The sequence below is a fragment of the Streptomyces sp. NPDC046859 genome (assembly GCF_040645135.1).
Classification (GTDB): domain Bacteria; phylum Actinomycetota; class Actinomycetes; order Streptomycetales; family Streptomycetaceae; genus Streptomyces.
Genome location: NZ_JBEYXR010000001.1, coordinates 487,797 through 509,361, shown reverse-complemented (window position 1 = coordinate 509,361; position 21,565 = coordinate 487,797). Strand labels below are relative to the sequence as shown.

General features: G+C 71.1%; 25 protein-coding genes. 11 read left to right on the top strand and 14 right to left on the bottom strand.

Annotated features, from left to right (window positions below; all coding sequences use genetic code 11):
* Positions 1 to 129 precede the first annotated feature (129 nt).
* From ABZ899_RS02320 to ABZ899_RS02300, 5 genes are all read left to right on the top strand, one after another.
* Positions 130 to 1,077: a metal ABC transporter substrate-binding protein gene (locus ABZ899_RS02320; protein WP_361339481.1), complete on the top strand. Its 948-nt coding sequence runs from the start codon at positions 130 to 132 to the stop codon at positions 1,075 to 1,077.
* Complete coding sequence (locus tag ABZ899_RS02315; protein WP_361339479.1) at positions 1,074 to 1,865, top strand: metal ABC transporter ATP-binding protein; 792 nt, start codon at positions 1,074 to 1,076, stop codon at positions 1,863 to 1,865. Before ABZ899_RS02320 ends, ABZ899_RS02315 begins: the two co-directional genes overlap by 4 nt.
* Positions 1,865 to 2,767, top strand: a complete 903-nt coding sequence (locus tag ABZ899_RS02310) for a metal ABC transporter permease (RefSeq protein ID WP_361339476.1) — start codon at positions 1,865 to 1,867, stop codon at positions 2,765 to 2,767. The genes ABZ899_RS02315 and ABZ899_RS02310 overlap by 1 nt, the downstream gene beginning before the upstream one ends.
* 60 nt (positions 2,768 to 2,827) lie before the next feature.
* Positions 2,828 to 3,244 carry a transcriptional repressor gene (locus tag ABZ899_RS02305; RefSeq protein ID WP_361339473.1) on the top strand — a complete coding sequence of 139 codons (417 nt, stop codon included), beginning with the start codon at positions 2,828 to 2,830 and terminating at the stop codon, positions 3,242 to 3,244.
* A 136-nt stretch (positions 3,245 to 3,380) separates the two neighbouring features.
* Entirely contained in the window at positions 3,381 to 3,788 is a 408-nt protein-coding gene (locus ABZ899_RS02300) for a hypothetical protein (RefSeq protein WP_361339471.1), read from the top strand.
* Positions 3,789 to 3,856: 68 nt separating this feature from the next.
* Here ABZ899_RS02300 and ABZ899_RS02295 read toward each other — a convergent pair whose 3' ends face one another.
* From ABZ899_RS02295 to ABZ899_RS02280, 4 genes are all read right to left on the bottom strand, one after another.
* Entirely contained in the window at positions 3,857 to 4,696 is an 840-nt protein-coding gene (locus ABZ899_RS02295; RefSeq protein WP_361339468.1) for an isoprenyl transferase, read from the bottom strand.
* A 27-nt stretch (positions 4,697 to 4,723) separates the two neighbouring features.
* A complete protein-coding gene (gene recO / locus ABZ899_RS02290) occupies positions 4,724 to 5,470 on the bottom strand; it encodes a DNA repair protein RecO (RefSeq protein WP_361339465.1) in 747 nt (248 codons plus the stop codon).
* A 110-nt stretch (positions 5,471 to 5,580) separates the two neighbouring features.
* Positions 5,581 to 5,796 (bottom strand): hypothetical protein, encoded by a 216-nt coding sequence (locus ABZ899_RS02285; RefSeq protein ID WP_361339462.1) that lies wholly within the window; start codon positions 5,794 to 5,796, stop codon positions 5,581 to 5,583.
* Positions 5,793 to 5,999, bottom strand: coding sequence for a hypothetical protein (locus ABZ899_RS02280; RefSeq protein WP_361339557.1), 207 nt, complete (start codon positions 5,997 to 5,999; stop codon positions 5,793 to 5,795). The genes ABZ899_RS02285 and ABZ899_RS02280 overlap by 4 nt, the downstream gene beginning before the upstream one ends.
* 113 nt (positions 6,000 to 6,112) lie before the next feature.
* Here ABZ899_RS02280 and ABZ899_RS02275 point away from each other — a divergent pair, with 113 nt between their 5' ends.
* Both ABZ899_RS02275 and ABZ899_RS02270 read left to right on the top strand, forming a co-directional pair.
* A complete protein-coding gene (locus ABZ899_RS02275; protein ID WP_361339459.1) occupies positions 6,113 to 6,943 on the top strand; it encodes a helix-turn-helix transcriptional regulator in 831 nt (276 codons plus the stop codon).
* On the top strand, positions 6,925 to 7,119 hold the full coding sequence (locus ABZ899_RS02270; RefSeq protein ID WP_361339456.1) for a DUF397 domain-containing protein: 195 nt from the start codon (positions 6,925 to 6,927) through the stop codon (positions 7,117 to 7,119). Before ABZ899_RS02275 ends, ABZ899_RS02270 begins: the two co-directional genes overlap by 19 nt.
* Here ABZ899_RS02270 and ABZ899_RS02265 read toward each other — a convergent pair.
* The 6 genes from ABZ899_RS02265 to ABZ899_RS02240 form a co-directional block, all read right to left on the bottom strand.
* On the bottom strand, positions 7,103 to 8,038 hold the full coding sequence (locus ABZ899_RS02265) for a DUF6879 family protein (protein ID WP_361339453.1): 936 nt from the start codon (positions 8,036 to 8,038) through the stop codon (positions 7,103 to 7,105). The two genes, ABZ899_RS02270 and ABZ899_RS02265, sit on opposite strands and share 17 nt — an antisense overlap.
* A 43-nt stretch (positions 8,039 to 8,081) precedes the next feature.
* Positions 8,082 to 9,056 carry an SCO2521 family protein gene (locus tag ABZ899_RS02260; RefSeq protein WP_361339450.1) on the bottom strand — a complete coding sequence of 325 codons (975 nt, stop codon included), beginning with the start codon at positions 9,054 to 9,056 and terminating at the stop codon, positions 8,082 to 8,084.
* A 1-nt stretch (position 9,057) separates the two neighbouring features.
* Positions 9,058 to 10,038: an SCO2522 family protein gene (locus ABZ899_RS02255; RefSeq protein ID WP_361339447.1), complete on the bottom strand. Its 981-nt coding sequence runs from the start codon at positions 10,036 to 10,038 to the stop codon at positions 9,058 to 9,060.
* Positions 10,035 to 10,952 carry an SCO2523 family variant P-loop protein gene (locus tag ABZ899_RS02250; RefSeq protein ID WP_361339445.1) on the bottom strand — a complete coding sequence of 306 codons (918 nt, stop codon included), beginning with the start codon at positions 10,950 to 10,952 and terminating at the stop codon, positions 10,035 to 10,037. Before ABZ899_RS02250 ends, ABZ899_RS02255 begins: the two co-directional genes overlap by 4 nt.
* Before the next feature lie 3 nt (positions 10,953 to 10,955).
* Positions 10,956 to 12,806: an SCO2524 family protein gene (locus tag ABZ899_RS02245; RefSeq protein WP_361339442.1), complete on the bottom strand. Its 1,851-nt coding sequence runs from the start codon at positions 12,804 to 12,806 to the stop codon at positions 10,956 to 10,958.
* A gap of 72 nt (positions 12,807 to 12,878) precedes the next feature.
* Positions 12,879 to 13,676, bottom strand: coding sequence for an SCO2525 family SAM-dependent methyltransferase (locus tag ABZ899_RS02240; protein WP_361339439.1), 798 nt, complete (start codon positions 13,674 to 13,676; stop codon positions 12,879 to 12,881).
* Between the two features lie 181 nt (positions 13,677 to 13,857).
* Between ABZ899_RS02240 and ABZ899_RS02235 the strand changes: the two genes are divergently transcribed.
* On the top strand, positions 13,858 to 14,391 hold the full coding sequence (locus ABZ899_RS02235) for an N-acetyltransferase (protein WP_361339436.1): 534 nt from the start codon (positions 13,858 to 13,860) through the stop codon (positions 14,389 to 14,391).
* Here ABZ899_RS02235 and ABZ899_RS02230 read toward each other — a convergent pair.
* Positions 14,388 to 15,530, bottom strand: coding sequence for an abortive phage infection protein (locus tag ABZ899_RS02230; RefSeq protein ID WP_361339433.1), 1,143 nt, complete (start codon positions 15,528 to 15,530; stop codon positions 14,388 to 14,390). The genes ABZ899_RS02235 and ABZ899_RS02230 overlap by 4 nt on opposite strands.
* 68 nt (positions 15,531 to 15,598) lie before the next feature.
* Here ABZ899_RS02230 and bla point away from each other — a divergent pair, with 68 nt between their 5' ends.
* Entirely contained in the window at positions 15,599 to 16,552 is a 954-nt protein-coding gene (bla, locus tag ABZ899_RS02225) for a class A beta-lactamase (RefSeq protein WP_361339430.1), read from the top strand.
* On the opposite strand, the gene ABZ899_RS02220 is transcribed toward bla, so the two are convergent.
* Positions 16,545 to 16,982, bottom strand: a complete 438-nt coding sequence (locus ABZ899_RS02220; protein WP_361339428.1) for a protein-tyrosine phosphatase family protein — start codon at positions 16,980 to 16,982, stop codon at positions 16,545 to 16,547. The two genes, bla and ABZ899_RS02220, sit on opposite strands and share 8 nt — an antisense overlap.
* A gap of 81 nt (positions 16,983 to 17,063) precedes the next feature.
* Here ABZ899_RS02220 and ABZ899_RS02215 point away from each other — a divergent pair, with 81 nt between their 5' ends.
* Both ABZ899_RS02215 and ABZ899_RS02210 read left to right on the top strand, forming a co-directional pair.
* Positions 17,064 to 17,588 (top strand): SigE family RNA polymerase sigma factor, encoded by a 525-nt coding sequence (locus ABZ899_RS02215; protein WP_361339425.1) that lies wholly within the window; start codon positions 17,064 to 17,066, stop codon positions 17,586 to 17,588.
* Positions 17,585 to 18,511: a hypothetical protein gene (locus ABZ899_RS02210; protein WP_361339422.1), complete on the top strand. Its 927-nt coding sequence runs from the start codon at positions 17,585 to 17,587 to the stop codon at positions 18,509 to 18,511. Before ABZ899_RS02215 ends, ABZ899_RS02210 begins: the two co-directional genes overlap by 4 nt.
* 63 nt (positions 18,512 to 18,574) lie before the next feature.
* Here the strand turns inward: ABZ899_RS02210 and ABZ899_RS02205 are convergent, their stop codons facing one another.
* A complete protein-coding gene (locus ABZ899_RS02205) occupies positions 18,575 to 18,991 on the bottom strand; it encodes a helix-turn-helix transcriptional regulator (protein ID WP_361339554.1) in 417 nt (138 codons plus the stop codon).
* A 180-nt stretch (positions 18,992 to 19,171) separates the two neighbouring features.
* A complete protein-coding gene (locus tag ABZ899_RS02200) occupies positions 19,172 to 21,535 on the bottom strand; it encodes an excinuclease ABC subunit UvrA (protein ID WP_361339419.1) in 2,364 nt (787 codons plus the stop codon).
* Between the last annotated feature and the right edge of the window lie 30 nt (positions 21,536 to 21,565).

The following is a 21,565-nucleotide window of genomic DNA, read 5'->3' as shown; positions in this document are numbered from 1 at the left end:
CGAGGCGCTTCTACAGCGAATGCTTCAGGGTACCGGCGGGGGCTCCCCTCCAATCAAATCGGTAGCGCTCCGTGGACGCTCCAACACGCTTGTTGACAATGGTTTCCAGTACAGTTGAAAATGACTGTCATGAACGTACGACGATCTCACATACCCCGGGTCGCCCTCGCGGCCGTCGCCGCCCTCGGGCTCGGCACCCTGTCCGCCTGCTCGACGGACAGCGCCGCCGCCGGCGGCGACTTCGATGTCGTCGCGTCGTTCTATCCGATGCAGTTCCTCGCCGAGCGGATCGGCGGGGACCATGTGCACGTCACCACCCTCACCGAACCCGGCCAGGAGCCGCACGAGCTGGAGCTCAGCCTCCGCCAGCGGGCCCAGCTGGACGAGTCCGACGCGGCGCTGTTCCTCAGGGGACTCCAGCCGTCCGTCGACGAGGCCATCGACCAGGCGGGCCTGAAGACGAAGATCGACGCCGCGGACCTCACGAAGCTGGAGGACCACGGCGGCGCCGAGCACGACCACGGCGGCGAGGAGCACTCCGAGGAGGAGTCGCACGGCCTCGACCCGCACGTCTGGCTCGACCCCGTGAGGTACGCGGAGATCGCCGAGGGCGTCGGGTCCGCCTTCGCGAAGGCGGACCCGGACCACGCGGCCGACTACCGGAAGAACACCGACGCGCTGGTCGACCGGCTGCACGCGCTGGACACCGAGTTCCGCGACGGGCTCAAGAACACGAAGACCAAGGTCTTCTTCACCAACCACGCCTCCTTCGGCTACTTCGCCGAGCGCTACGGCCTGACCCAGGAGGCCATCTCCGGGGTCGACCCGGAGAGCGAGCCGAGCCCGGCCCGGATCAGGGAGCTGCGGACCGAGGCCCGGGCGGACGGGGTGACCACCGTGTTCTACGAGACCCTGGTGTCCGGCAAGACCGCGAAGACCCTCGCCCGCGACGCGGGCCTGAGGACGGACGTCCTGGACCCGCTCGAAGGCATCACGGGCACGTCCCGGGGCGACGACTACTTCGCGGTCATGGAGGCCAACCTCACAGCCCTGAAGAAGGCGCTGGGCGCCCGATGACCCACTCTCTGGAGGACGGCATGAGCGAGCCCGTCATTTCGCTGCGCGGCGTCCGCGCCGAGCTGGGCTCGCGCCCGGTCCTGCGCGGCATCGACCTCAGCGTGCGCCGCGGCGAGGTCGTCGCCCTGCTCGGCGCCAACGGCTCCGGCAAGTCGACGGCCGTGCGCAGTGTCATCGGCCAGGTGCCGGTCAGCGCCGGTGAGATCGAGCTGTTCGGCACCGCGCGGGCCCGGTTCCGCGACTGGGCGCGGGTGGGCTACGTCCCGCAGCGCACGACGGCCGCGGGCGGCGTGCCCGCCACGGTCGGCGAGATCGTCTCCTCGGGCCGGCTCTCGCGCACCCGCTTCGGGCTCTTCCGCAAGGCCGACCGCGCGGCCGTCCGGCACGCGCTGGAGCTCGTCGGCATGGCGGACCGTGCCAAGGACTCGGTCGACGCCCTGTCGGGCGGCCAGCACCAGCGGGTGCTCATCGCCCGCGCCCTGGCCGCCGAACCGGAGCTGCTGATCATGGACGAGCCGATGGCGGGCGTCGACCTGGCCAGCCAGGAGGTCCTCGCGCACACCCTGCGCGAGCAGGTCGCGGCCGGTGCCACGGTCCTGCTCGTGCTGCACGAACTGGGCCCGCTGGAGCCCTTGATCGACCGGGCGGTCGTGCTGCGCGACGGCTGTGTGCTGCACGACGGCCCGCCTCCGAAGGCGGTCGGCCAGCACGCGCTGCCCGGCCACGACCACGTACACCCGCACGCGGCTCACGACGCCGAACCGATCCGGACGGGACTGCTGAGCTGATGGAATTCCTGAACTACGACTTCATGCAGCGGGCGCTGCTCGCCGCGATCCTCGTGGGCATCACCGCGCCGGCGATCGGCATCTACCTCGTGCAGCGCCGACAGGCGCTGATGGGCGACGGCATCGGCCACGTCGCCATGACCGGCGTCGGCCTCGGCTTCCTGCTGTCCTGGTCGCCGGTGTGGACGGCCACGCTGGTGTCGGTGCTCGGCGCGGTGCTCATGGAGCTGATCCGCTGGTACGGCCGGACGCGCGGCGACATCGCCCTGGCGATGCTCTTCTACGGCGGCATGGCCGGCGGCGTCATGCTGATCAACCTCGCGCCGGGCGGGGCCAACGCCAACCTGCTGTCGTTCCTCTTCGGGTCGCTGTCCACGGTGTCCGAGTCCGATGTGACGGCCATCTGCGTCCTCGCGGCGTTCGTGGTCCTCATCACGCTGCTGCTGCGCCGCCAGTTGTTCGCGGTCAGCCAGGACGAGGAGTTCGCGCGGGTCACGGGCCTTCCGGTGCGTGCGCTGAACCTGCTGACGGCGGTCACGGCGGCCGTGACGGTGACGGTCGCGATGCGGGTGGTCGGACTGCTGCTGGTGAGCGCGCTGATGGTGGTGCCGGTGGCGGCGGCCCAGCAGCTGTCCCGCAGTTTCGCGGCGACGTTCGCGATCGCCGTGGCGATCGGTGTGACGGTGACCATCGGCGGCACGGTCACCTCGTACTACCAGGACGTCCCGCCCGGCGCGACCATCGTGCTGCTGACCATCGGCGCGTTCATCGTGCTGACCGCGCTGGCGACCCCGCTGGCCCGGCGACGCGCTCGGGCCCTGGCGGCGGCGCAGCCGGCCGGGGACCCTGTGGAGTGTGCGGTTCCGGACAGCGGGGACGCCGCGGGCAAGGTCGGCGTCTGACCGGGCACAGGTCAGGCTGGCACAATGGCGCGGGCAAGGCGCAGACGTGAGGAGGCAACGGTGACGACGGCAGGACCGCCCGTGAAGGGCCGGGCCACCAGGCAGCGCGCCGCCGTGGCGGCGGCCCTCGACGAGGTCGACGAGTTCCGCAGCGCCCAGGACCTGCACGACATGCTCAAGCACAAGGGCGACTCGGTCGGGCTCACCACCGTCTACCGCACCCTGCAGTCCCTCGCCGAGGCCGGCGAGGTCGACGTCCTGCGCACCTCCGAGGGCGAGTCCGTCTACCGCCGCTGCTCCACGGGCGAGCACCATCACCACCTCGTCTGCCGGGTCTGCGGCAAGGCCGTCGAGGTCGAGGGTCCGGCCGTGGAGAAGTGGGCGGACGCCATCGCCGCCGAGCACGGCTATGTGAACGTGGCGCACACGGTGGAGATCTTCGGCACCTGCGCCGACTGCGCGGCCGCCAGCTGCTGACTTCCCGTCAACTCCTGAGTCGTCCCGGCCGAGTTGGCTGGATCACAAAACCGTTGGCCTGCCCTGATCTTGTGTTTGTATGATCACGATGGCTTCTGCGACCACAGGAGTCACACAGGAAACAGGGGAGTACAACTTGAGACTGGGACGTATCGCTGGTGTGACCGCCGCGAGCGCCGCCATGGTGCTGGCCGTCGCCAACTCGGCGGTGGCCGCGGACCACACCATGCACACGGGGGATGCCTGGGGGGACGTGCCGGGTGTCGACTGGAGCGGCACCGGCTTCTTCAACGAGTACGGTGACGTTGTCACGATCAAGGACAACGACGCCGACGGCCGCGGTGTCACGATGAACGTGTACATCGGCAGCCCGAGCGGCAACCCGCGCTACTCGTTCACCGTCGGCGGCGAGGGCAACACCGCCACCCGCAAGGCCAGCATGGGCGGCAGTTTCGACCTGCCGGAGAACACCCGCATCGGCTTCAAGTTCTGCCGGGCGCCCGACGGCGAGTGCAAGGACTACACGTTCCTCAACGACCACTAAGGGTCCACGGAACCGCGAACGGCCCCGTCCCACCTCGGTGGGGCGGGGCCGTTCCCGTGCGCGGGGCGTCACTCCTCCTCGGAGCGGCCCTCCATGGCCAGCAGCTCCTCGTTCGGGATGGCGCCGCCGAAGCGGCGGTCGCGCGAGGCGAACTCCAGGCAGGCACGCCACAGGTCACGCCGGTCGAAGTCCGGCCACAGCACGTCCTGGAACACCATCTCGGCGTAGGCGCTCTGCCACAGCAGGTAGTTGGAGGTGCGCTGCTCGCCGCTGGGCCGCAGGAACAGGTCCACGTCCGGCATGTCCGGGTAGTACAGGTACTTCGCGAAGGTCTTCTCGGTGACCTTGGACGGGTCGAGCCGCCCGGCCCGCACGTCCTCGGCCAGCGCCTGCGCGGCGTCCGCGATCTCCGCCCGCCCGCCGTAGTTCATGCAGAAGTACAGGGTCAGCCTGTCGTTGTCCTTGGTCTGCTCCTGGGAGATCTCCAGCTCCCTGGCGACCGACTTCCACAGCTTGGGCATCCGGCCGACCCACCGCACCCGCACGCCCAGCTCGTCGAGCTGGTCGCGGGTCCTGCGGATGAAGTCCCGGTTGAAGTTCATCAGGAAGCGCACCTCGTCGGGCGAGCGCTTCCAGTTCTCGGTGGAGAAGGCGTACAGCGAGATCGCGCCGACGCCCATCTCGATCGCGCCCTGGAGGACGTCCAGCACCCGCTCCGCGCCCACCTTGTGGCCCTCGGTGCGCGGCAGGCCCCGCTCCTTGGCCCAGCGGCCGTTGCCGTCCATGACGATCGCCACATGGCCCGGGACCAGCTCGCCCGGCAGCTTGGGCGGGCGGGCACCGGACGGGTGCGGCTCCGGCGTCCTGTACTCGCGGCGCCGGCGCCCCAGGAACCCACTCACGGCCATGTGTTTCTCGTCTCCCTTTGGCTTCTTCTACTTCTCGACGTACCGGAGCGAGCGCAGCCCGCGCTCCAGGTGCCAGTGCAGATAGGCGGACACCAGTCCGCTGCCCTCCCGGACGTACCGCGGCTCACAGGCGTCCGCGGTCTCCCAGTCACCGGTGAGCAGCGCGCCCAGCAGGTCCAGGGTCTGCGGCGACGGTACGACGCTACCGGGCACCCGGCAGTCGACGCAGACCGAGCCCCCCGAGGCCACCGAGAAGAAGCGGTTCGGTCCCGGCATGCCGCATTTGGCACAGTCCCCGAAGCTCGGGGCGTACCCGTTGACGGCGAGGGAGCGCAGCAGGAAGGCGTCGAGCACGAGGTGCGGTTCGTGCTCGCCGCGGGCGAGGGTGCGCAGCGCCCCGACCAGGAGCAGGTACTGCTGGACGGCCGGCTCGCCCTCGTGGTCGGTGAACCGCTCGGCGGTCTCCAGCATGGCCGTCCCCGCGGTGTAGCGGGCGTAGTCCGTGACGATGCCGCCGCCGTAGGGAACGATGGTCTCGCTCTGTGTGCACAGCGGCAGCCCGCGTCCGATCAGCTCGCTCCCCCGCGCGAAGAACTGCACGTCGACGTGGGAGAACGGTTCGAGCCGGGCCCCGAACTTCGACTTGGTGCGCCGCACCCCGCGCGCCACGGCCCGCACCCGCCCGTGCCCGCGCGTGAGCAGGGTGATGATCCGGTCCGCCTCACCCAGCTTCTGGGTGCGCAGCACGATGCCGTCGTCGCGGAACAGACTCATGCCCTCATTGTCGCGTACGCGGGTGACCGGCGGGTGCGGCCGGGGTCACGTACCGCCCCGCCGGCGCGGACGGTGCCGGGGCGGTGGCGCTGGGTGTCGGAGGCGCCCCCTCAGGGCACCTCGCCCCTGCTGCGGGCGTTCGCGTACGCCGTCGCCGCGCGCAGCCGCTCGGACGGGGTCGCGGGGCGCACCGACGCCGGGGCGACGTCCCACTCCTTGCCGCCGCCGTGCGGCCGGAGCTGCACGTACGGGCCCTCGTGGCCCATCACGACGCCGATGCGACCCGAAAGAGTGTCATAGACATACGACCCGATGGACGGCTTCACCGCAGCACCGCCGCGAGTCGCCGTGCGGTGTCCACCGTGCAGCGGCCCAATTCGACGAGCGGGCACGGCGCCTCACGCGCGAGACTCGCCGGATCGATCCGGAGTGTCGGGAGCGCAATTCCTGCCTTCTCCAGCGCGGCCCGCAATTCCTTCACCACTTCCTCCGCTTCTTCGACGCAGTGCGCCGAGTGCCGTTCCCTCACTTTGCTCCCCTCGAATTCGGATTTCACGCATCCCCGGTCCATAGTGACCCGTGGCGCCTACACTCGGTGGGAGTCTGCGCACTACAAGGGCGTCGCAGGGCAGGGGGGTTGCCATGGCCAACGCTTCACGTCAGGCGGCGTGGGAGTTCTTCGGCGCGGAGCTGAAGAGGCGCCGGGAGAACGCCGGTATTACGCAGTCGGAACTGGGGGCGCGGGTTTTCGTGTCGGGCGGATACATCGGCCAGTTCGAACAGGCGATTCGAAAGCCTCAGCTGGATATCGCTCAGAGGATTGACGACACCCTGCAAACCGACGGTATTTTCGAGCGCCTCTGGCAGAAGCTCATCAGGGACCGCCGGTACGCGGATTACTTCGCGAGGACGGCGGAGCTGGAGAGGCTGGCGACGAGGATCTGCGACTGGGAGCCGTCCGTCGTCCCGGGGCTCCTCCAGACACGGGCGTACACGAGAGCGCTCGTCGTGGCGACGCAGCCGTTCGCGACCGACGATCTCATCGAGGAGCGGGTCGCGGCGCGCGCCGAGCGGTCCGCGATCCTGGAGGACGCCACACGGCCGGAGTACTGCGCGATCGTGCACGAGACGGTGCTGCGCGTGCCGGTCGGCGGCCCGGAGGTCGCGGCGCAGGCGCTGGCGCACCTGGCGGCGGCCGCGCGCAGCCGCAAGGTGCTGCTCCAGGTGCTGCCCTTCGCGGCGGGGGCGGCCGCGAACAACGGCTCGCTGCGCCTGATGGAGTTCGACGACGCACCGCCAACTGCCTATACGGAGACGTCCTTTTCGGGCAGCGTCCTGGACGACCCGGCGGTGGTGAAGCGTGCGAGCCGCGCCTACGATCTGCTCAGGGGAGCCGCGCTGTCTCCGGACGCGTCCCTGGCCCTGGTCGAGTCGGCAGCTGAGGACTTCAGACGATGCACACGGACGAGCTGAGCGGCGCTCGCTGGCACAGGAGCAGTTACAGCAACGGCGACGGAGGCAACTGCGTCGAGGTGGCCGACGGAGTCCCCGGGACCGTTCCCGTCCGGGACTCCAAACTCGCCTCGGACGGTCCCGTGCTGCTGTTCCCCGCTCACGCCTGGGCGGGGTTCCTCACGTCTCTGAGGTGACCCGCGGCGTCTGCTGGCGCTCCGCCTCGGCCCACAGGTCCGTGAACTGCGTGACGTGGTCCTCGATGTGGTCCGGGTCGGCGCTCAGCAGGGTGCTGTCCGGGTTGTTCTCCTGGTCCGGCTTGGTCTCGTGGCAGAGTTCGCCGTCGAAGACGATGAAGTCGCTCACCCTCGGGTTGGACTCCATCAGCGACCGCACCGCGATCCGCGCGTCGATGCCCCGCCTGCGGTGGTCGTCGCACAGCGCCCGCAGCTCCGGGGTGACCTCGTCCTCGGTCCTGACGATGAACAGGCGGCGGATCTCGACGCCCCGCCTCCGGATCGCCTTCTCCTGCGCCGCGAGATACCGCTCGGCCGGCCCGCTGTACCAGAACTCCCGGTCCACCGAGGTGCTGGTGGCGTCCAGGGTCATCTTCGTGCAGTCGGTGAGGTCGATCAGCCACTCGTGGTTCTCGCCGGGGCAGTCCGCGGTGCCGCTGCCCAGACCCTCCATCATCCGGGCGAGGCGCCCGAGTTCCTTCTCGGCGAAGGCCTGCATGATGTCGCCCCCGCGCTCCCGGACCCGGGTGTAGCCGAGGACGAGCCGGGTCACCTCCTCGGAGCGCAGCACCGAGCCGTCGACCTGGCTGAACAGCTCCGTCGCGGAGAGGATCTCGGCGAAGCCCTGGTCGACCTTCTCGAACCGCTCGCCGAAGTCGACCAGGTACTGCACGATCAGCACCGTGCAGCCGAGGGAGATGGACATCGTCCACTCCCACAGGTTGTCGTCCTCCTGGTTCAGCAGACCGCTCAGGAGGAAGGTCACGGCGCCCGCCACGCCCGCGACCAGCACTCTCAGCAGCACCTTGTGCCGGCCCGCGTTCTGCGGCTGCGGCTGGTTCCTGCCGCCGTTCCCGTTCCCTAATGACGTCGTGCTCATCTGTCATCCCCCGTCGGTTCCGGTTGTACTGCGGTGATACCCCTCAGCGCGCGTCGCTGAGCGCCTGCCGCGGCGCCGCCACGGCCTGCAGGGCGAGTCGGTCCCTGATGCGCCGGCTCAGGTTCTCCCACTGACGGGAGAACCCCGGCCGCTCTTCCAGTACGTCCCACAGGTGGGCCAGCGCGGGGTCCACGTGGGCCCGCGGCATCCACAGATGCAGCAGGTGGACGACGACCGGTTGCAGGGTCTCGATCACCGACGGGCCGCCCGCCGCTCCGAGCCTGCTGTTGTCCAGCATGTGCTGAACGGTCGTCAAAAGCCAGTCGTGCAGGGCGAGATCCTCGCACAGACCGGCGGCGGAGGCGGCCGGGACGTCGGCCGGGATCCGCAGTTCCATCGTGCGCAGTCCGCCCTCGGCGAGGGTGAAGCTCGTCAGGGAGGCCCGCTCCCCCGCCGGTTCCCGCCGGGCCACCCACCGCAGCCGGGTGGGGCTGGACTTGAACGGCACCCGGCGGTCGAGCAGCGCGTGCCGCCGCAGCCGGGCCAGCAGTCCCTCGGCGATCACCCCGAGGTCGAGCTCGCCGCGTCCGGCGCCGCGCAGCACCCCGTCCGCGGTGGCCTGCTCGGGCAGCTTGCCGAACGGTTCGACGAGGCCCGGCCGCACCAGGTACTGGCCCCAGGGCCGGCGCAGGTCGGGACCGGTGGCCGGCACGCCGAACCAGGCGGTCGCCTGCAGGAGCCGCCCCTCGGTCAGCGCGGCGCGGGCGGCGACCGTGCCGACGCCCCGGACCTTGCTGCCGTTGGAGGCGGGCAGCCGGCAGTCCACGCCGGTCAGCACCTCGGGGGACAGCGCATGCATGGAGGGCCGCTCTGAGAGCCGTACGGGTTCGTCGGCGCGGAGCCGGAGCAGTTGGGCGGCGGCCCGGATGTCGAGCGGCTGGAGCGACGGCAGCAGACAGGTGCGCACCTCGCCGCAGGCGAGGACCGAACGCGCCGGGTGGGCCGGGGCCGCCGTCATCTCAGGTCCCCCCGGCCTCGGAGGAGTCGCCGGGCTCCTCGTAGAAGACGTAGGTGGCGCGCTGGGCGACCGCCGCGGGCACCGGCATCCCCTCGGCGGCGGACCGCTCGGCGACCTGCCGCAGCGCCCCCGCGTCGACGTCTATCTGGTCGAGGACGAGCCGGACGGCGTCCTCCACGGCGACGAAGCGGTTCGGCATCAGGCTGCACGTGCGGTAGGCGCTGAACGCCGCGTTGGTGTCGCTGAGTTTGACCACCGGCGGCAGCCGGTCCCACTCCTGCGGGAAGTCCGCGCCCCGCCACTCGGTGGGCACGAGGACCGGGTCGCCCAGGTGCCGCAGCAGGCCGAGCCGGGCGAGCTGCCACACGGCGGCCAGGAAGGGGCAGGACCACAGACGCCGGCCGTCCTCCTCCGACCACAGCTCGACGTCCATGAAGATGGAGTGGTTGCGGGCAGCCGTCTCCCGCGGCGGCTGCCAGCCCTTGACCTCGCCGAGGGCGCTGCGGGACGCCGAAGGGCTGCGTTCGCCGTTGGCCAGCCAGCCGGTGCGGCTGACGGGCGGGCGGGAGCCGTGGCTGCCGGGCGGCGGCGACTCGACCAGGCGGTGCATGACGGACTCGGCGAGCTCGACCCGGTCGGCGACCGCGCAGGCCGACTCGCGGGCCAGGTAGTCGATGACCAGGCCCGCCTTCTCGGCCTCCTTGAGCACCATGGGGACGAGTTCGGCCGGTGTGGAGAAGCGGCTGAAGTAGTCGTCGATCAGGAAGCAGGTGCTGATGCGCGGGCGCCTGCCGCGCCGGGCCGCGGAGGCCCGTACGGCGTCCGCCCAGACACGGACCTCCGCGAAGTGCTCGCCCAGCCGCTTGGGCCCGGCCTCGTAGTCCTCCATGTAGAGGTGGCCCAGTTCCAGGGAGAGATGGGCCAGCGGCACGGACTGGGTGCGCGGCTGAGCGGTGGTCTCCTGGAAGACGGCTTCGCTCATGCCGGCTCCCAGTACTTGTCGTCGGTCAGGCGTTCGGCGAGGCGGCTGAGCGCCTGCCAGGTCTCCTGGTTGGCGATCTGGCTGTCGAGCACGTCCTCGTCGGTGATGAGCTGCTCCCGCCACTGCAGGACCGGTTCGAGCGGCACGGACCCGAGGACCATGCTGTAGCCGATGCCCTGGGTGGAGGCGAGCTGCTTGAGGTCGCCGTCGGTCTTGCGCATCCACGCCGACTGGGTGGGCGAGACCTGCGACCACAGCGGCGACTCGGGGTCGGGTACGGCGGCCCGGACGAAGCGGATGGCGTTGCGCAGTGCCTCCTCGCCGTGTCCGCGGTCCACGCCGCCGGCGAGGATGCCGCGCTTGCCGAAGACCAGGCTGGCGGCGGCCGCCACGTGCTGGCGGGTCCAGCGGTGGAAGACCAGCCAGCGGGCGGCGACCTCCCTCATCTCGGGCTGGGCGGTGGCCTCCAGGACCATGTCGACCGCGTAGGAGCGGCCGGCGCTGAGGTCCACGATGACCAGGTCGAACTCGTAGGAGAGGTTCATCAGGAGGTCGACGCAGCGGTGCAGATTGTCCTCGCTGGTGGCGAACTCGCCGCCGCTGACGTCACCGGGCATCAGCACCAGCCGGCCGCAGCCGGGCGGCGGGAAGCGCAGCACCTGGTGCTCGGTCTCGGCCCAGACGTCGATCCGGGCGGGTTCGCCGACCTCTCCTATCAGGTAGGCGTGCAGACCGTGGTCCTCGGTGGCCTGGCGGGCGTCGGCCACGTCGAAGACGGCCGCCGCGGTCGGCGAGCCGAAGTCGAAGTCCAGGTAGCAGACGTCGTCACCGGCCAGGGCCCGGTGGTAGGCCAGGTTGGCGCTCGTCACCGAGCGGCCGGTGCCTCCCTTGTCGGAGGCGGAGAAGATCAGCACGTGTCACACTCCCCGGTCCGCGGCCTCGCGGGCGCGGGCGAGCGAGTCGAGCTGTCCGAGGACGTCGAGGGTGAGGGCGTAGGCGGTGCCGGGCTGTTCCTCGACGAGGCTGCGGGCGCGGCGCAGCTTCACCTCGATGTTGCGCAGCTGCATGCCGTGCCGGCCGGCGTCGGCGGGGGCGGGCTCCATCTGCTCGTTGCCCAGCAGGTGGGCGGCCTCGCTGAGCAGCGCCCGGGCCAGTTCGGTCAGGTCGTTGCTGCGGATCGGGGGCTGCCGGTACATGACGTTGGCCTGCACCATGACCTCGGTGACCCGCTCGGTGATGCTCCAGGACACCGGTACGCGCCGCTGGTGGATCTCCGCCTCCGGGTAGGCGGCGTGGATGTTGTCCCACAGGCCGATGCCCTCGCCGTCGCGGATGCGCCGGCGCCACATGTGGCCGAAGACGTCCTCGGCGAGGCGGAGCAGCCGGTCGTGGGAGGCCAGGTTGCGCGAGAGGGTGCACAGCTGGACGGTCCGCTTGAGCAGCTGCGCGGAGAAGTCGGTCATGGCCCAGGTCATGGGCGGGCCGAGGCGTTCGCTGCCCTGCAGCGGCAGGGCGACGCCGACGTTGTGCAGCTCGTGGACGACCGGGTCGTCGCGGACCATGCGGCTGGTGATGCGGCCGCGCTCGGCGAGGCGCTCCATGACGCCGACGGTGCGGGTCAAGTCGTCGTCGGTGGCCCGGCGGCGCATCAGGTCGTGCACGAGGATGGCGGCGACGGAGAGGGAGAAGTACTCGGACTCCAGCTTCTGTCCCGTCGTGCGCCAGGGGATGTCCTCCAGGGGCCAGCGGTCGGTGTCGAAGCGGGCGATGCCGGACCAGTACTGCTGGGTCAGCTCCCACCGCAGGCGCAGCGACTCGGCGAGTCTCTGCTGTTCGGTGTTGAGCAGGCCGAGGGTGAGGGTGCGGTCGGAGAACAGGTCCTGGATGCCGTCGAGGGCGACCACGGTGAAGTACAGGTACGGCACCGGGTTGGCGACGCCCTCGGGCTGCGGGCCGATGGGTTCGGTGGTCTCGACCTCGGGGGCGTCCTTGACCATGGTCCAGGCCCAGCCGCACTCGAAGAGCTGGTTCTCGTCCTTGAGCCCTTCCTGGACGTCGATGCCGAGGAACACGCTCTCGTTGATCGCCGCGCGCAGCGGGCGGAAGCGGTTCTGGAACTGGCTCAGCACCTGGCGCTGCGACAGCCGCTGCTGACCTAGGAGTTCGGTGAGGGTGCGGCCCTGGGAGGAGTCGGTGTCGAAGACGTTGACGACGAAGGAGCGCAGCAGGCTCACCATGGCGGCGGTGAGGCGGTTGCTGGTGGCGGAGCGCAGTTCGGCGATGGTCTCCCTGATGTCGCTGCGCCGGGTCCTGGTCTCGTAGACCTTGAGGAAACCGAGCAGGGCGAGGCACAGGGTGATCGACATGGAGTAGGAGTCGACCACGTCCAGCCGGCGCTGTTCCTCGGTGAGTTCCTTCGCCTTGTCCTGGGAGCCGAAGTAGTAACCGCCCGCGAACGTGGGCCTCTTGTCCTCACCGGTGTGCGTCCGCATGAAGTCGGCCGCCGCGGTCACGAGGTTGGCCGGGATGTCCAGGCGTCCTCCGGCCTTCTTCAGGACCTGCTGGACGTCCTCCTGGGTGGTGTCGGGGTCGTCGAGCCGGAAGGCGGGGATCTCGGTGGCGGGATAGAGCAGGCAGAGCAGCCGCTCGGCGTCGGCGACGCTGCTCTCCTTGCCCCATTCGCCCCATTGCCACTCCCCCCCGTCGAAAGAGTGGCGGGCAATCGCCTGCCAGATGTCCAGCAGATGCTGGCGTGGCTTGATCTGCATCCCATGCCCCTCACACAGGCCGCACTGCCTTCACTTCAGGAATACCGCTGTGCTGTTGTGAAGCCTCGTCGATCAGCCGACCGGAATGGCCGAATCCGAATTCGCGCGCCAGCCGTAGGCCACGATCATCCCCGAATATCCGTCGCGTACGGCTGCCGCGGATTCGAGTCGTTGGACCTTGAAGTCACCCGCGAATGCCTCGAGGCTCGCGCGCACCTCGGATTCTCCCACGTCACACGCCGGGAAGAAATGCTCACCGGCGTGATACCCCGTCGAATGCTCCATGAAGGCCGTGGCGAAGGGGGCGCCCGGAGCCAGGGCGCGCATGAATCTCTCGACGCCGAGCCGGAACTCCTCGTGGGCGGCGGTCATCGACTCGGCGACGAAGAACATGGTGCCCACGGACCAGCGCCCCTCGTGCCGCCACAGGTCGAAGATGTCGCCCTGCTCGACCCGGACGACCTTGCGGAAGCGCTCACGCGGGTCCATGTCCAGGGAGCGGTAGCAGTCCTTGCGGCAGAGGGCGGACCAGAACGTGTCCCAGTTGTCGTCGTAGCCGTCGATCTGGCTCGTCAGGTAGTCCACGTTGGACGCCGAGCGCTCGAAGAGGGTGATCTCGTCGCACCAGGGCAGCATGGCCAGGGCCGGGTACAGGTTCACCCCCGCCCCCACGTCGATCCCGCTGACCGGTCCGACGCCCTGCTTCCGGAAATGGTCGCCGAAATGGTCCCGGATGATGTGCAGGATCTCCGCGTCCTCCGCCTGTAAGGCGCGGTAATTGTGATCAAGGTAGGCGATCGAGTCGAATGCCGCGTCCCATGGCACATCGGCATTCATCACCTGGACGCCCCCCGACGATCTCTGGGTCATTCCACCAACGGTACCAAAAGGAGGCGCATCGGGAGCGCGTTGGGGCATAGGCACAGTGCGGTCTTGTCCAGTGGGAAGGGCGCTGCTCAAGATGGGGCGGACCTCGGTGGGCTCCCGAAACGGCGGGCAACGGGTACTCACCTGTACGAGTGACGGCATTCCATCACACAGGGGGCGGCTGATGGCGCTACCGGAGGAACGTTTCCCTTTCTCGGGACACCACACCGACCGGGCGTTCTTCGCCGACCGAGCCGACCGGCCCCTGACCATGCGGGGCGTCACCGAGGCCGATCTGCCCGAGCTCCTGCGGGTGGACCGGGAGGTCTTCCCCGAGGAGCCGTACCCGTACTTCGTGCTCCGGCAGCACATCGACGTCCACGGGGACCGCATCCTCGTCCTGGACGACGGCGAGTGCCTGCACGGCTATGTGCTGTTCGTGACCACCTCGGACGGCTATGTGTGCTGGGTCCTGAGCCTCGCCGTCAGCGCCGACCAGCGCGGCCGGGGCCTGGGCAAACGGCTGATGCTGGAGGTGCTGCGGCAGCTGCGCCGGGAGCGGGTGCACGAGGTGCGGCTGACCGTGGAGCCGACGAACGCGGCGGCCATCACGCTGTACCGCACCCTCGGCTTCTCCACCGACGGGCGCGTGCACCGGAGCTACCTGGGGCCCGGCGAGGACCGGCTCATCATGGTCCTGCGGATGGGACCGGGCTAGGCCGTCTCGCGGCAGGCGCCGTACCGGGCGGCCAGGGCGTGGAACGCCTCCTTGGGCTCCCAGTGCCAGGGGGACGCGGGGTCGTCCGGGCGGTCCCTGAGGGGCTTGGTGATGGCGTAACTGGCCAGGTCCAGGTCGTGGCGGGGGTCGTCCGGGCGGTGCGGGGCGTCCGGGGTGACGAACTCGAAGGCCATCGCCGCGTACAGGCCCATCGACTCGAAGACGTCCACCAGGTCGGTCAGACAGGCCGCCTGGGTGCGCTCGCTGCGCACGACGTCGCCCTTGATCTCGTTCGGCTCCTTGGTGCGGTCGACGATGTCCCAGCCCATGCCGGCCGTCCGGGGGGCGCCGACGAACGCGCAGGTGCCGAACTCGGTGATGGCCAGGGGCTTTCCCCAGCGCAGATACCGGCGCAGGTCGCGGACGTACTCCGGGCGCCGGGGGAACCAGGAGTAGTAGTCGATGCCGACCACGTCGAACAGGCCCCAGTCGACGGGCTCGAACTCCTCGTCCTGCGCGGCGGCGTAGCCGAGGCGGCCGTGGAACACGGACCGGCCGGTCGCGGCCGCCCGCGCGGTGAAGGCGGCCAGCCGGCGCCGCATCGCCGCCATGTCGACACCGCCGTTCCGGAGGTTGGCGACGCGCTCCAGGACCGTCGCGCCGGGGACGATGCCGGGGACGAACAGCCAGAACTCGCAGCCCACGCTGAAGTCGACGCTCGCGCCCTGCCGGCGCAGCCGTTCGGCGAACCGGCCGCACTCGGCGACGGTCTCCAGGATGTCCCGGGCCGGGATGTCTGCGAAGGTCGGCTGGAGCCAGACGTGCAGTCCCCGTTCGGCGGCCTCGGCGGCCGTGGCGGTGAGGCGGTCCACCCCGTCGCCGGTGACGTCGAGGGTGTCGGCGTGCAGCACGTCACGGATCACCCGGACGTCCGCGCGCATCCGGGTGACGCTCCAGGCGGTGCCGGGCGTCTCGCCCGCGCCGACCGTGTAGACGACGCCCCGGTGCCTGAGGCCCGTGCGCCGGGTGCGCCGCCCGGCTGCCTCCGCGCGCCCCGCGGGTGGCGCCGCGAGAGCCGCCGCGACGGCCGCCGTCCCGGCCAGGAAACGTGCCCTGCTGATCCCGTCGGTGTTCTCCATACGGCCACTGTGGCGAGGACGGACGCGTCCCGCCGTCGGCCGATGGTCCACGGCTCCGCAACCAAGGGATGACCGGTGGCGTCGGTCATGGACAGATCGTCGAAGTCCCTCGAACGAAGGAGAGCGCGATTCCCTCCCCCACACCCTCCCCCCTGAGCCGCCGCGCCCTGCTCCTCACGGCGGGCACCGCGGCCGCCGCCCTGGCCGCCGGGCCCGCCCACGCCACGACCGGCGGTGACGTCCGGGCCCGGCTGCGCGAGCTGGAGCGCGGCCACGGCGCCCGGCTGGGCGTGTACGCCCACAACGTGGCCACCGGCCGGACCGTGGCCCACCGCGCCGACGAACGCTTCCCGGTGTGCTCGCTGTTCAAGCCGCTCGCCGTCGCGGCCGTGCTGCGCGACCTGGACCGGGACGGCGAGGTGCTGGCCCGGCGGATCCACTACACCGAGGCCGACCTGGTGGACAACTCCGACGTCACCCGGGCGCACCTGGAGACCGGCATGACCGTCGCCGAACTCGCGGACGCGGCGATCCGGTTCAGCGACAACACGGCCGGCAACCTGCTGCTGCGTCAGATCGGCGGCCCCGCGGCGGTGACCCGTTTCGCCCGCTCCATCGGCGACCGGGTGACCCGGCTCGACCGCTGGGAGACCGAGCTGAACTCGGCGGAGCCGTGGCGGGTCACCGACACCACCAGCCCGCGCGCCATCGGCCGCGGCTACGCCCGGCTGGTCCTCGGTGACGCCCTCGACGTCCGCGACCGGGCCCGGCTGACGCACTGGCTGCTGCACAACACCACCAGCGTCAACCGCTTCCGCGCGGCCCTGCCGCCGCCGTGGACGGTCGCCGACAAGACCGGCGGCGGCTTCTACGCCGCGAACAACGACGCCGGAGTCGCCTGGACGGAGGCGGGCGTCCCGCTCGTCCTCGCGGTCATGACGACCCGGCCCGAGCGGGACGCGGAGTACGACCATCCGCTGATCGCCGAGGCGACACGGCTGGTGGCGGACACGCTCACCTGAACGCCCGCACGTAACGCCGCTGCCACGGCGTCTCCACGGCGTGCCGGTCGTAGTGCCGCCGCACGAAGTCCACGGCCTCCCCGGCCGGTACGCCGTCCAGCACCGCGAGACACGCCAGCGCCGTCCCCGTACGGCCGCGTCCGCCGCCGCAGGCGATCTCGACCCGCTCCTCGGGGGCCCGTTCCCAGGCCGCCGCGAGCGCCGCGCGGGCGGCGGCCCGGTCGGCGGGGAGGCGGAAGTCGGGCCAGCGGATCCAGTGGGTCTCCCAGCCGGCCTCGGGCGGCCGGCGGCCCAGCAGATAGACGCCGTAGGTGGGCGGGGGTGCCGCCGGGTCGAGGGGGCGGCGCAGGGCGCGCCCGCGCACGAGCCGCCCGGACGGCAGTCTCAGGACCCCGGGGTCGCTCTCGTGCCACTGCTTCTCGGTCTCCACCGTCCCATTCGAACCGGGCGCCGCGCGCCGGGCAACCGATTCCGGCGCGGTGGTGGTCTGTGGGGCGAGGGAGGGTGCTTGATGCAGGCCGAACCAGAGGCCCAGTTCCAGGAATTCGTCAGAGCGCGATGGTCGCACCTCGTACGGACCGCGTATCTCCTCACCGGGGACACGCACCACGCGGAGGACCTGACCCAGACGGCTCTGGCGAAGGCGTACCGCTCATGGCGGCGGGTGTCGCGCGCCGACAACCCGGAGGCGTACGTCCGGCGGATGCTGGTCAGCTGCAACAGCGACCGGTTCCGCAAGCGGCGGGTCCCGGAGTCGCTGACCGACGCCCCGCCGGAACGCGCGGGACGCGACGAGGGCTACGCGGGGGTCGACGAGCGCGGTGCGCTGCTCGGCGCCCTGGCCCAACTGCCGCCCAGACAGCGGGCGGTGGTGGTCATGCGGTACTGGGAGGACCTGTCCGAGACGGAGGTCGCCGATCTGCTCGGCTGCTCCGTGGGGACGGTCAAGAGCCAGGCGTCCAAAGGGCTGGCGAAGTTGCGTACGTATCCGGGGCTCGCCCGGAGGACCCCGTCCGGTCAGGGAGGCAACCGGTGAACGACGACGAGAAGCGGCAGGCGGCGCACGACGAGCGGGACTTCGAGGAGGAACTGAGGGAACTGCTCGCCGAGGACGCGTACACGATCCGGCCGTCCGCGGCCCCCTATCCGCAGATCCGGCGGCGGGGTGCGCTCGAACGGCGGCGCCGGGTGGCGGTGGCGGGGGCGGCCCTGGCGACGCTGGCGGCGGTGCCGGCCGCGGTGTACGGACTGGGGGCCGGGAGCGCGCAGGGCAGCACGGCGGCGGCTCCGACGCCGTCGGCCTCGGCCCCGGCCTCGCGGGAGGCGTCCCCGACGCCGAGCGCGGAGCCCGACCGCGCGGGGGCGGCGCTGTTCGACGGGATCACCTACGACCAGGCCAGGGACGGGCTGGAACACTGCCTGGACTCGGAGTTCACCCGCGACCGGCCCGGCGGGCCGGGTCTGGCCCCGCCGGACGCGTACGCGATCGTGCTGGCGATGCGCAGCACCGGCGACTCCGACGCGCCGGGCGACGGCGTGTACGTGGTCGCGCAGGCCGACGACCAGGAGCGGTCCTCGCTGATCTGCCGGCTCCGGGACGGGGTGACGCAGGGCATCACCGCGTTCACCGACGACAGCGGCGCCATCGCGGACGAGGGGGCGGTGCTGGTGAACCCCAACAGCAACCGGCTCTTCCAGCAGTCGGTCCTGGACCACGGCCGCTGGAGGCTGCCGTTCCGCTGGGCGGTGATCGGCACGGCCAAGCCGTCGGTGGCCCGGGTGACGGTCTCCTACGGCGACGACCGTGCGGAGGCCACCGTGAACGACGGCCGCTTCGTCGCGTCCGGCGTGCTGAACGAGCAGGTCACGCGGGCTCCGCACATCAAGGGCTACGACGCCGGGGGCGGGCTGGTGTACGACTCCGACGACGACAAGTACTTCGACAAGGCCCTGCCGTAGGGCCGTTCCGCGAGGGAGGAGGGCCGGGGGCGCCGCGCCGGGGAGGGCGCCCCCGGCCCTCCGTCACGTGGTGGCGCGGGCGCCCGCCGGTGCCGTCCCGTTGACGGCGGCGGCCAGGGAGAACGGAGCCTCCCGGTTCCGCATGGGCCGCGTCACCTGCTTGGCCACACAGGACGGGATGCCGGCCACGGCGCCGGTCTCCTGACGCCGGTAGGCGCTCGGCGACATCCCGACCAGCTCCGTGAAGCGGGTGCTGAAGGTGCCCAGGGACGAGCAGCCGACCTCGAAGCAGACCTCGGTGACGCTGAGGTCGCCGCGGCGCAGCAGGGCCATCGCGCGCTCGATGCGCCGTGTCATCAGATAGCCGTAGGGCGACTCACCGTAGGCGGCCCGGAATGCGCGGCTGAGGTGGCCGGCCGACATGTGGACGCCGCGGGCGAGAGCCTCGACGTCGAGCGGCTGCGCGTACTCCCGGTCCATCCGGTCGCGGACGCGGCGCAGCGCGACCAGGGTGCGCAGGCGCTGTCCGTCGGGTGTGGAACGGTGGGACGTCACCCTCACATCTTCGCCGGGCGCCCGCGGCGACGTCCACTCCCGCGGCGGGCGGGAGCGGGACGCCAGCAGGGCCCTGGCCGGTGATCCGGTCAGGCACATCGGCGCTCAGCCGCCCACATAGGCCGCGAGGTGCTCACCGGTGAGGGTGGAGCGGGCGGCGACCAGGTCGGCGGGGGTGCCCTCGAAGACGATCCGGCCGCCGTCGTGGCCGGCGCCGGGGCCGAGGTCGATGATCCAGTCGGCGTGGGCCATGACGGCCTGGTGGTGCTCGATGACGACGACGGACTTGCCGGAGTCCACCAGCCGGTCCAGCAGGCCGAGCAACTGCTCGACGTCGGCCAGGTGCAGACCGGTCGTCGGCTCGTCGAGGACGTAGACGCCGCCCTTGTCGCCCATGTGCACGGCCAGCTTGAGGCGCTGGCGCTCACCGCCGGACAGGGTGGTCAGCGGCTGGCCGAGGGTGAGGTAGCCCAGCCCGACGTCCGCCATCCGCTGGACGATCCGGTGCGCGGCGGGGATGCGGGCCTCGCCCTCGCGGAAGTACTCCTCGGCCTCGGTCACGGACATGGCGAGCACCTCGCTGATGTCCCGGCCGCCGAGGCGGTACTCCAGCACCGAGGCGTCGAACCGCTTGCCGCCGCAGTCCTCGCAGGTGGTGGCGACGCTCTGCATGATCGCCAGGTCGGTGTAGACGACGCCGGCGCCGTTGCAGGTGGGGCAGGCGCCCTCGGAGTTGGCGCTGAACAGGGCCGGTTTGACGCCGTTGGCCTTGGCGAACGCCTTGCGGACCGGCTCCAGCAGCCCGGTGTAGGTCGCCGGGTTGCTGCGGCGCGAGCCGCGGATCGGCGTCTGGTCGACGGAGACGACGCCCTCGGGCGCCGGGATGGAGCCGTGCACGAGGGAGGACTTGCCGGAGCCGGCGACGCCGGTGACGACGCAGAGCACGCCGAGCGGGATGTCGACGTCGACGTTCTGGAGGTTGTTGGCGGTGGCGCCGCGGATCTCCAGGGTGCCGGTGGGGGTGCGCACCGCGTCCTTGAGCTTGGCGCGGTCGTCCAGGTGGCGGCCGGTGACGGTGTCGGACGTCCGCAGGCCGTCGAGGGTGCCCTCGAAGCAGACGGTGCCACCGGCCGTGCCCGCCCCCGGGCCGAGGTCGACGACGTGGTCGGCGATCGCGATGGTCTCCGGCTTGTGCTCCACGACGAGGACCGTGTTGCCCTTGTCCCGCAGGCGCAGCAGCAGGTTGTTCATGCGCTGGATGTCGTGCGGGTGCAGTCCGACGGTGGGCTCGTCGAAGACGTAGGTGACGTCGGTGAGCGAGGAGCCGAGGTGGCGGATCATCTTGGTGCGCTGCGCCTCGCCGCCGGAGAGCGTGCCCGAGGCCCGGTCCAGGGAGAGGTAGCCGAGGCCGATCTCCACGAACGAGTCGAGGGTGTGCCGGAGCTTGGCCAGCAGCGGCGCGACCGACGGCTCGTCGAGGCCGCGGACCCACTCGGCGAGGTCGCGGATCTCCATGGCGCAGGCGTCGGCGATGCTCAGCTCCTTGATCTTGGAGGAGCGGGCCTGCTCGCTGAGCCGGGTGCCGTCGCACTCGGGGCAGACGGCGAAGGTGACGGCGCGGTCCACGAAGGCGCGGATGTGCGGCTGCATCGACTCGCGGTCCTTGGACAGGAAGGTCTTCTGCAGCTTGGGGATCAGGCCCTCGTAGGTGAGGTTGACTCCGTTGATCTTGACCTTGGTGGGCTCGCGGTGGAGGAAGTCGTGCCGCTCCTTCTTGGTGTACTCGCGGATCGGCTTGTTCCTGTCGAAGAAGCCGGACTCGGTGATGACCCGCACGACCCACCCGTCTCCCGTGTAGGTGGGGATGGTGAAGGGATCCTCCGCGAGCGACTTCGAGTCGTCGTAGAGCTGGGTGAGGTCGATGTCGGAGACCCGGCCCCGGCCCTCGCAGTGGGTGCACATGCCGCCGGTGCGGCTGAAGCTGACCTTCTCCGTCTTCGTCCGGTCGGCGCCCCGGTCGACGGTGAGGCCGCCGCTCGCGGAGACGGAGGCGACGTTGAAGGAGTAGGCGGAGGGCGGCCCGACGTGCGGCTCGGCGAGCCGGCTGAAGAGGATGCGCAGCATCGCGTTGGCGTCGGTAGCGGTGCCGACCGTGGAGCGCGGGTCGGAGCCCATGCGCTGCTGGTCGACGGTGATGGCGGTGGTCAGTCCGTCGAGGACGTCGACCTCGGGCCGGGCCAGGTTCGGCATGAAGCCCTGGACGAACGCGCTGTAGGTCTCGTTGATCAGCCGCTGCGACTCGGCGGCGATGGTGTCGAAGACCAGCGAGCTCTTGCCGGAGCCGGAGACGCCGGTGAACACCGTCAGCCGGCGCTTCGGGATCTCGATGCTGACGTCCTTCAGGTTGTTCTCCCGCGCCCCGTACACACGGATCAGATCGTGGCTGTCGGCGACGTGCGGCTCGGTCATCGTGAGGTCTCCATCTGCGACTGGGTAAAG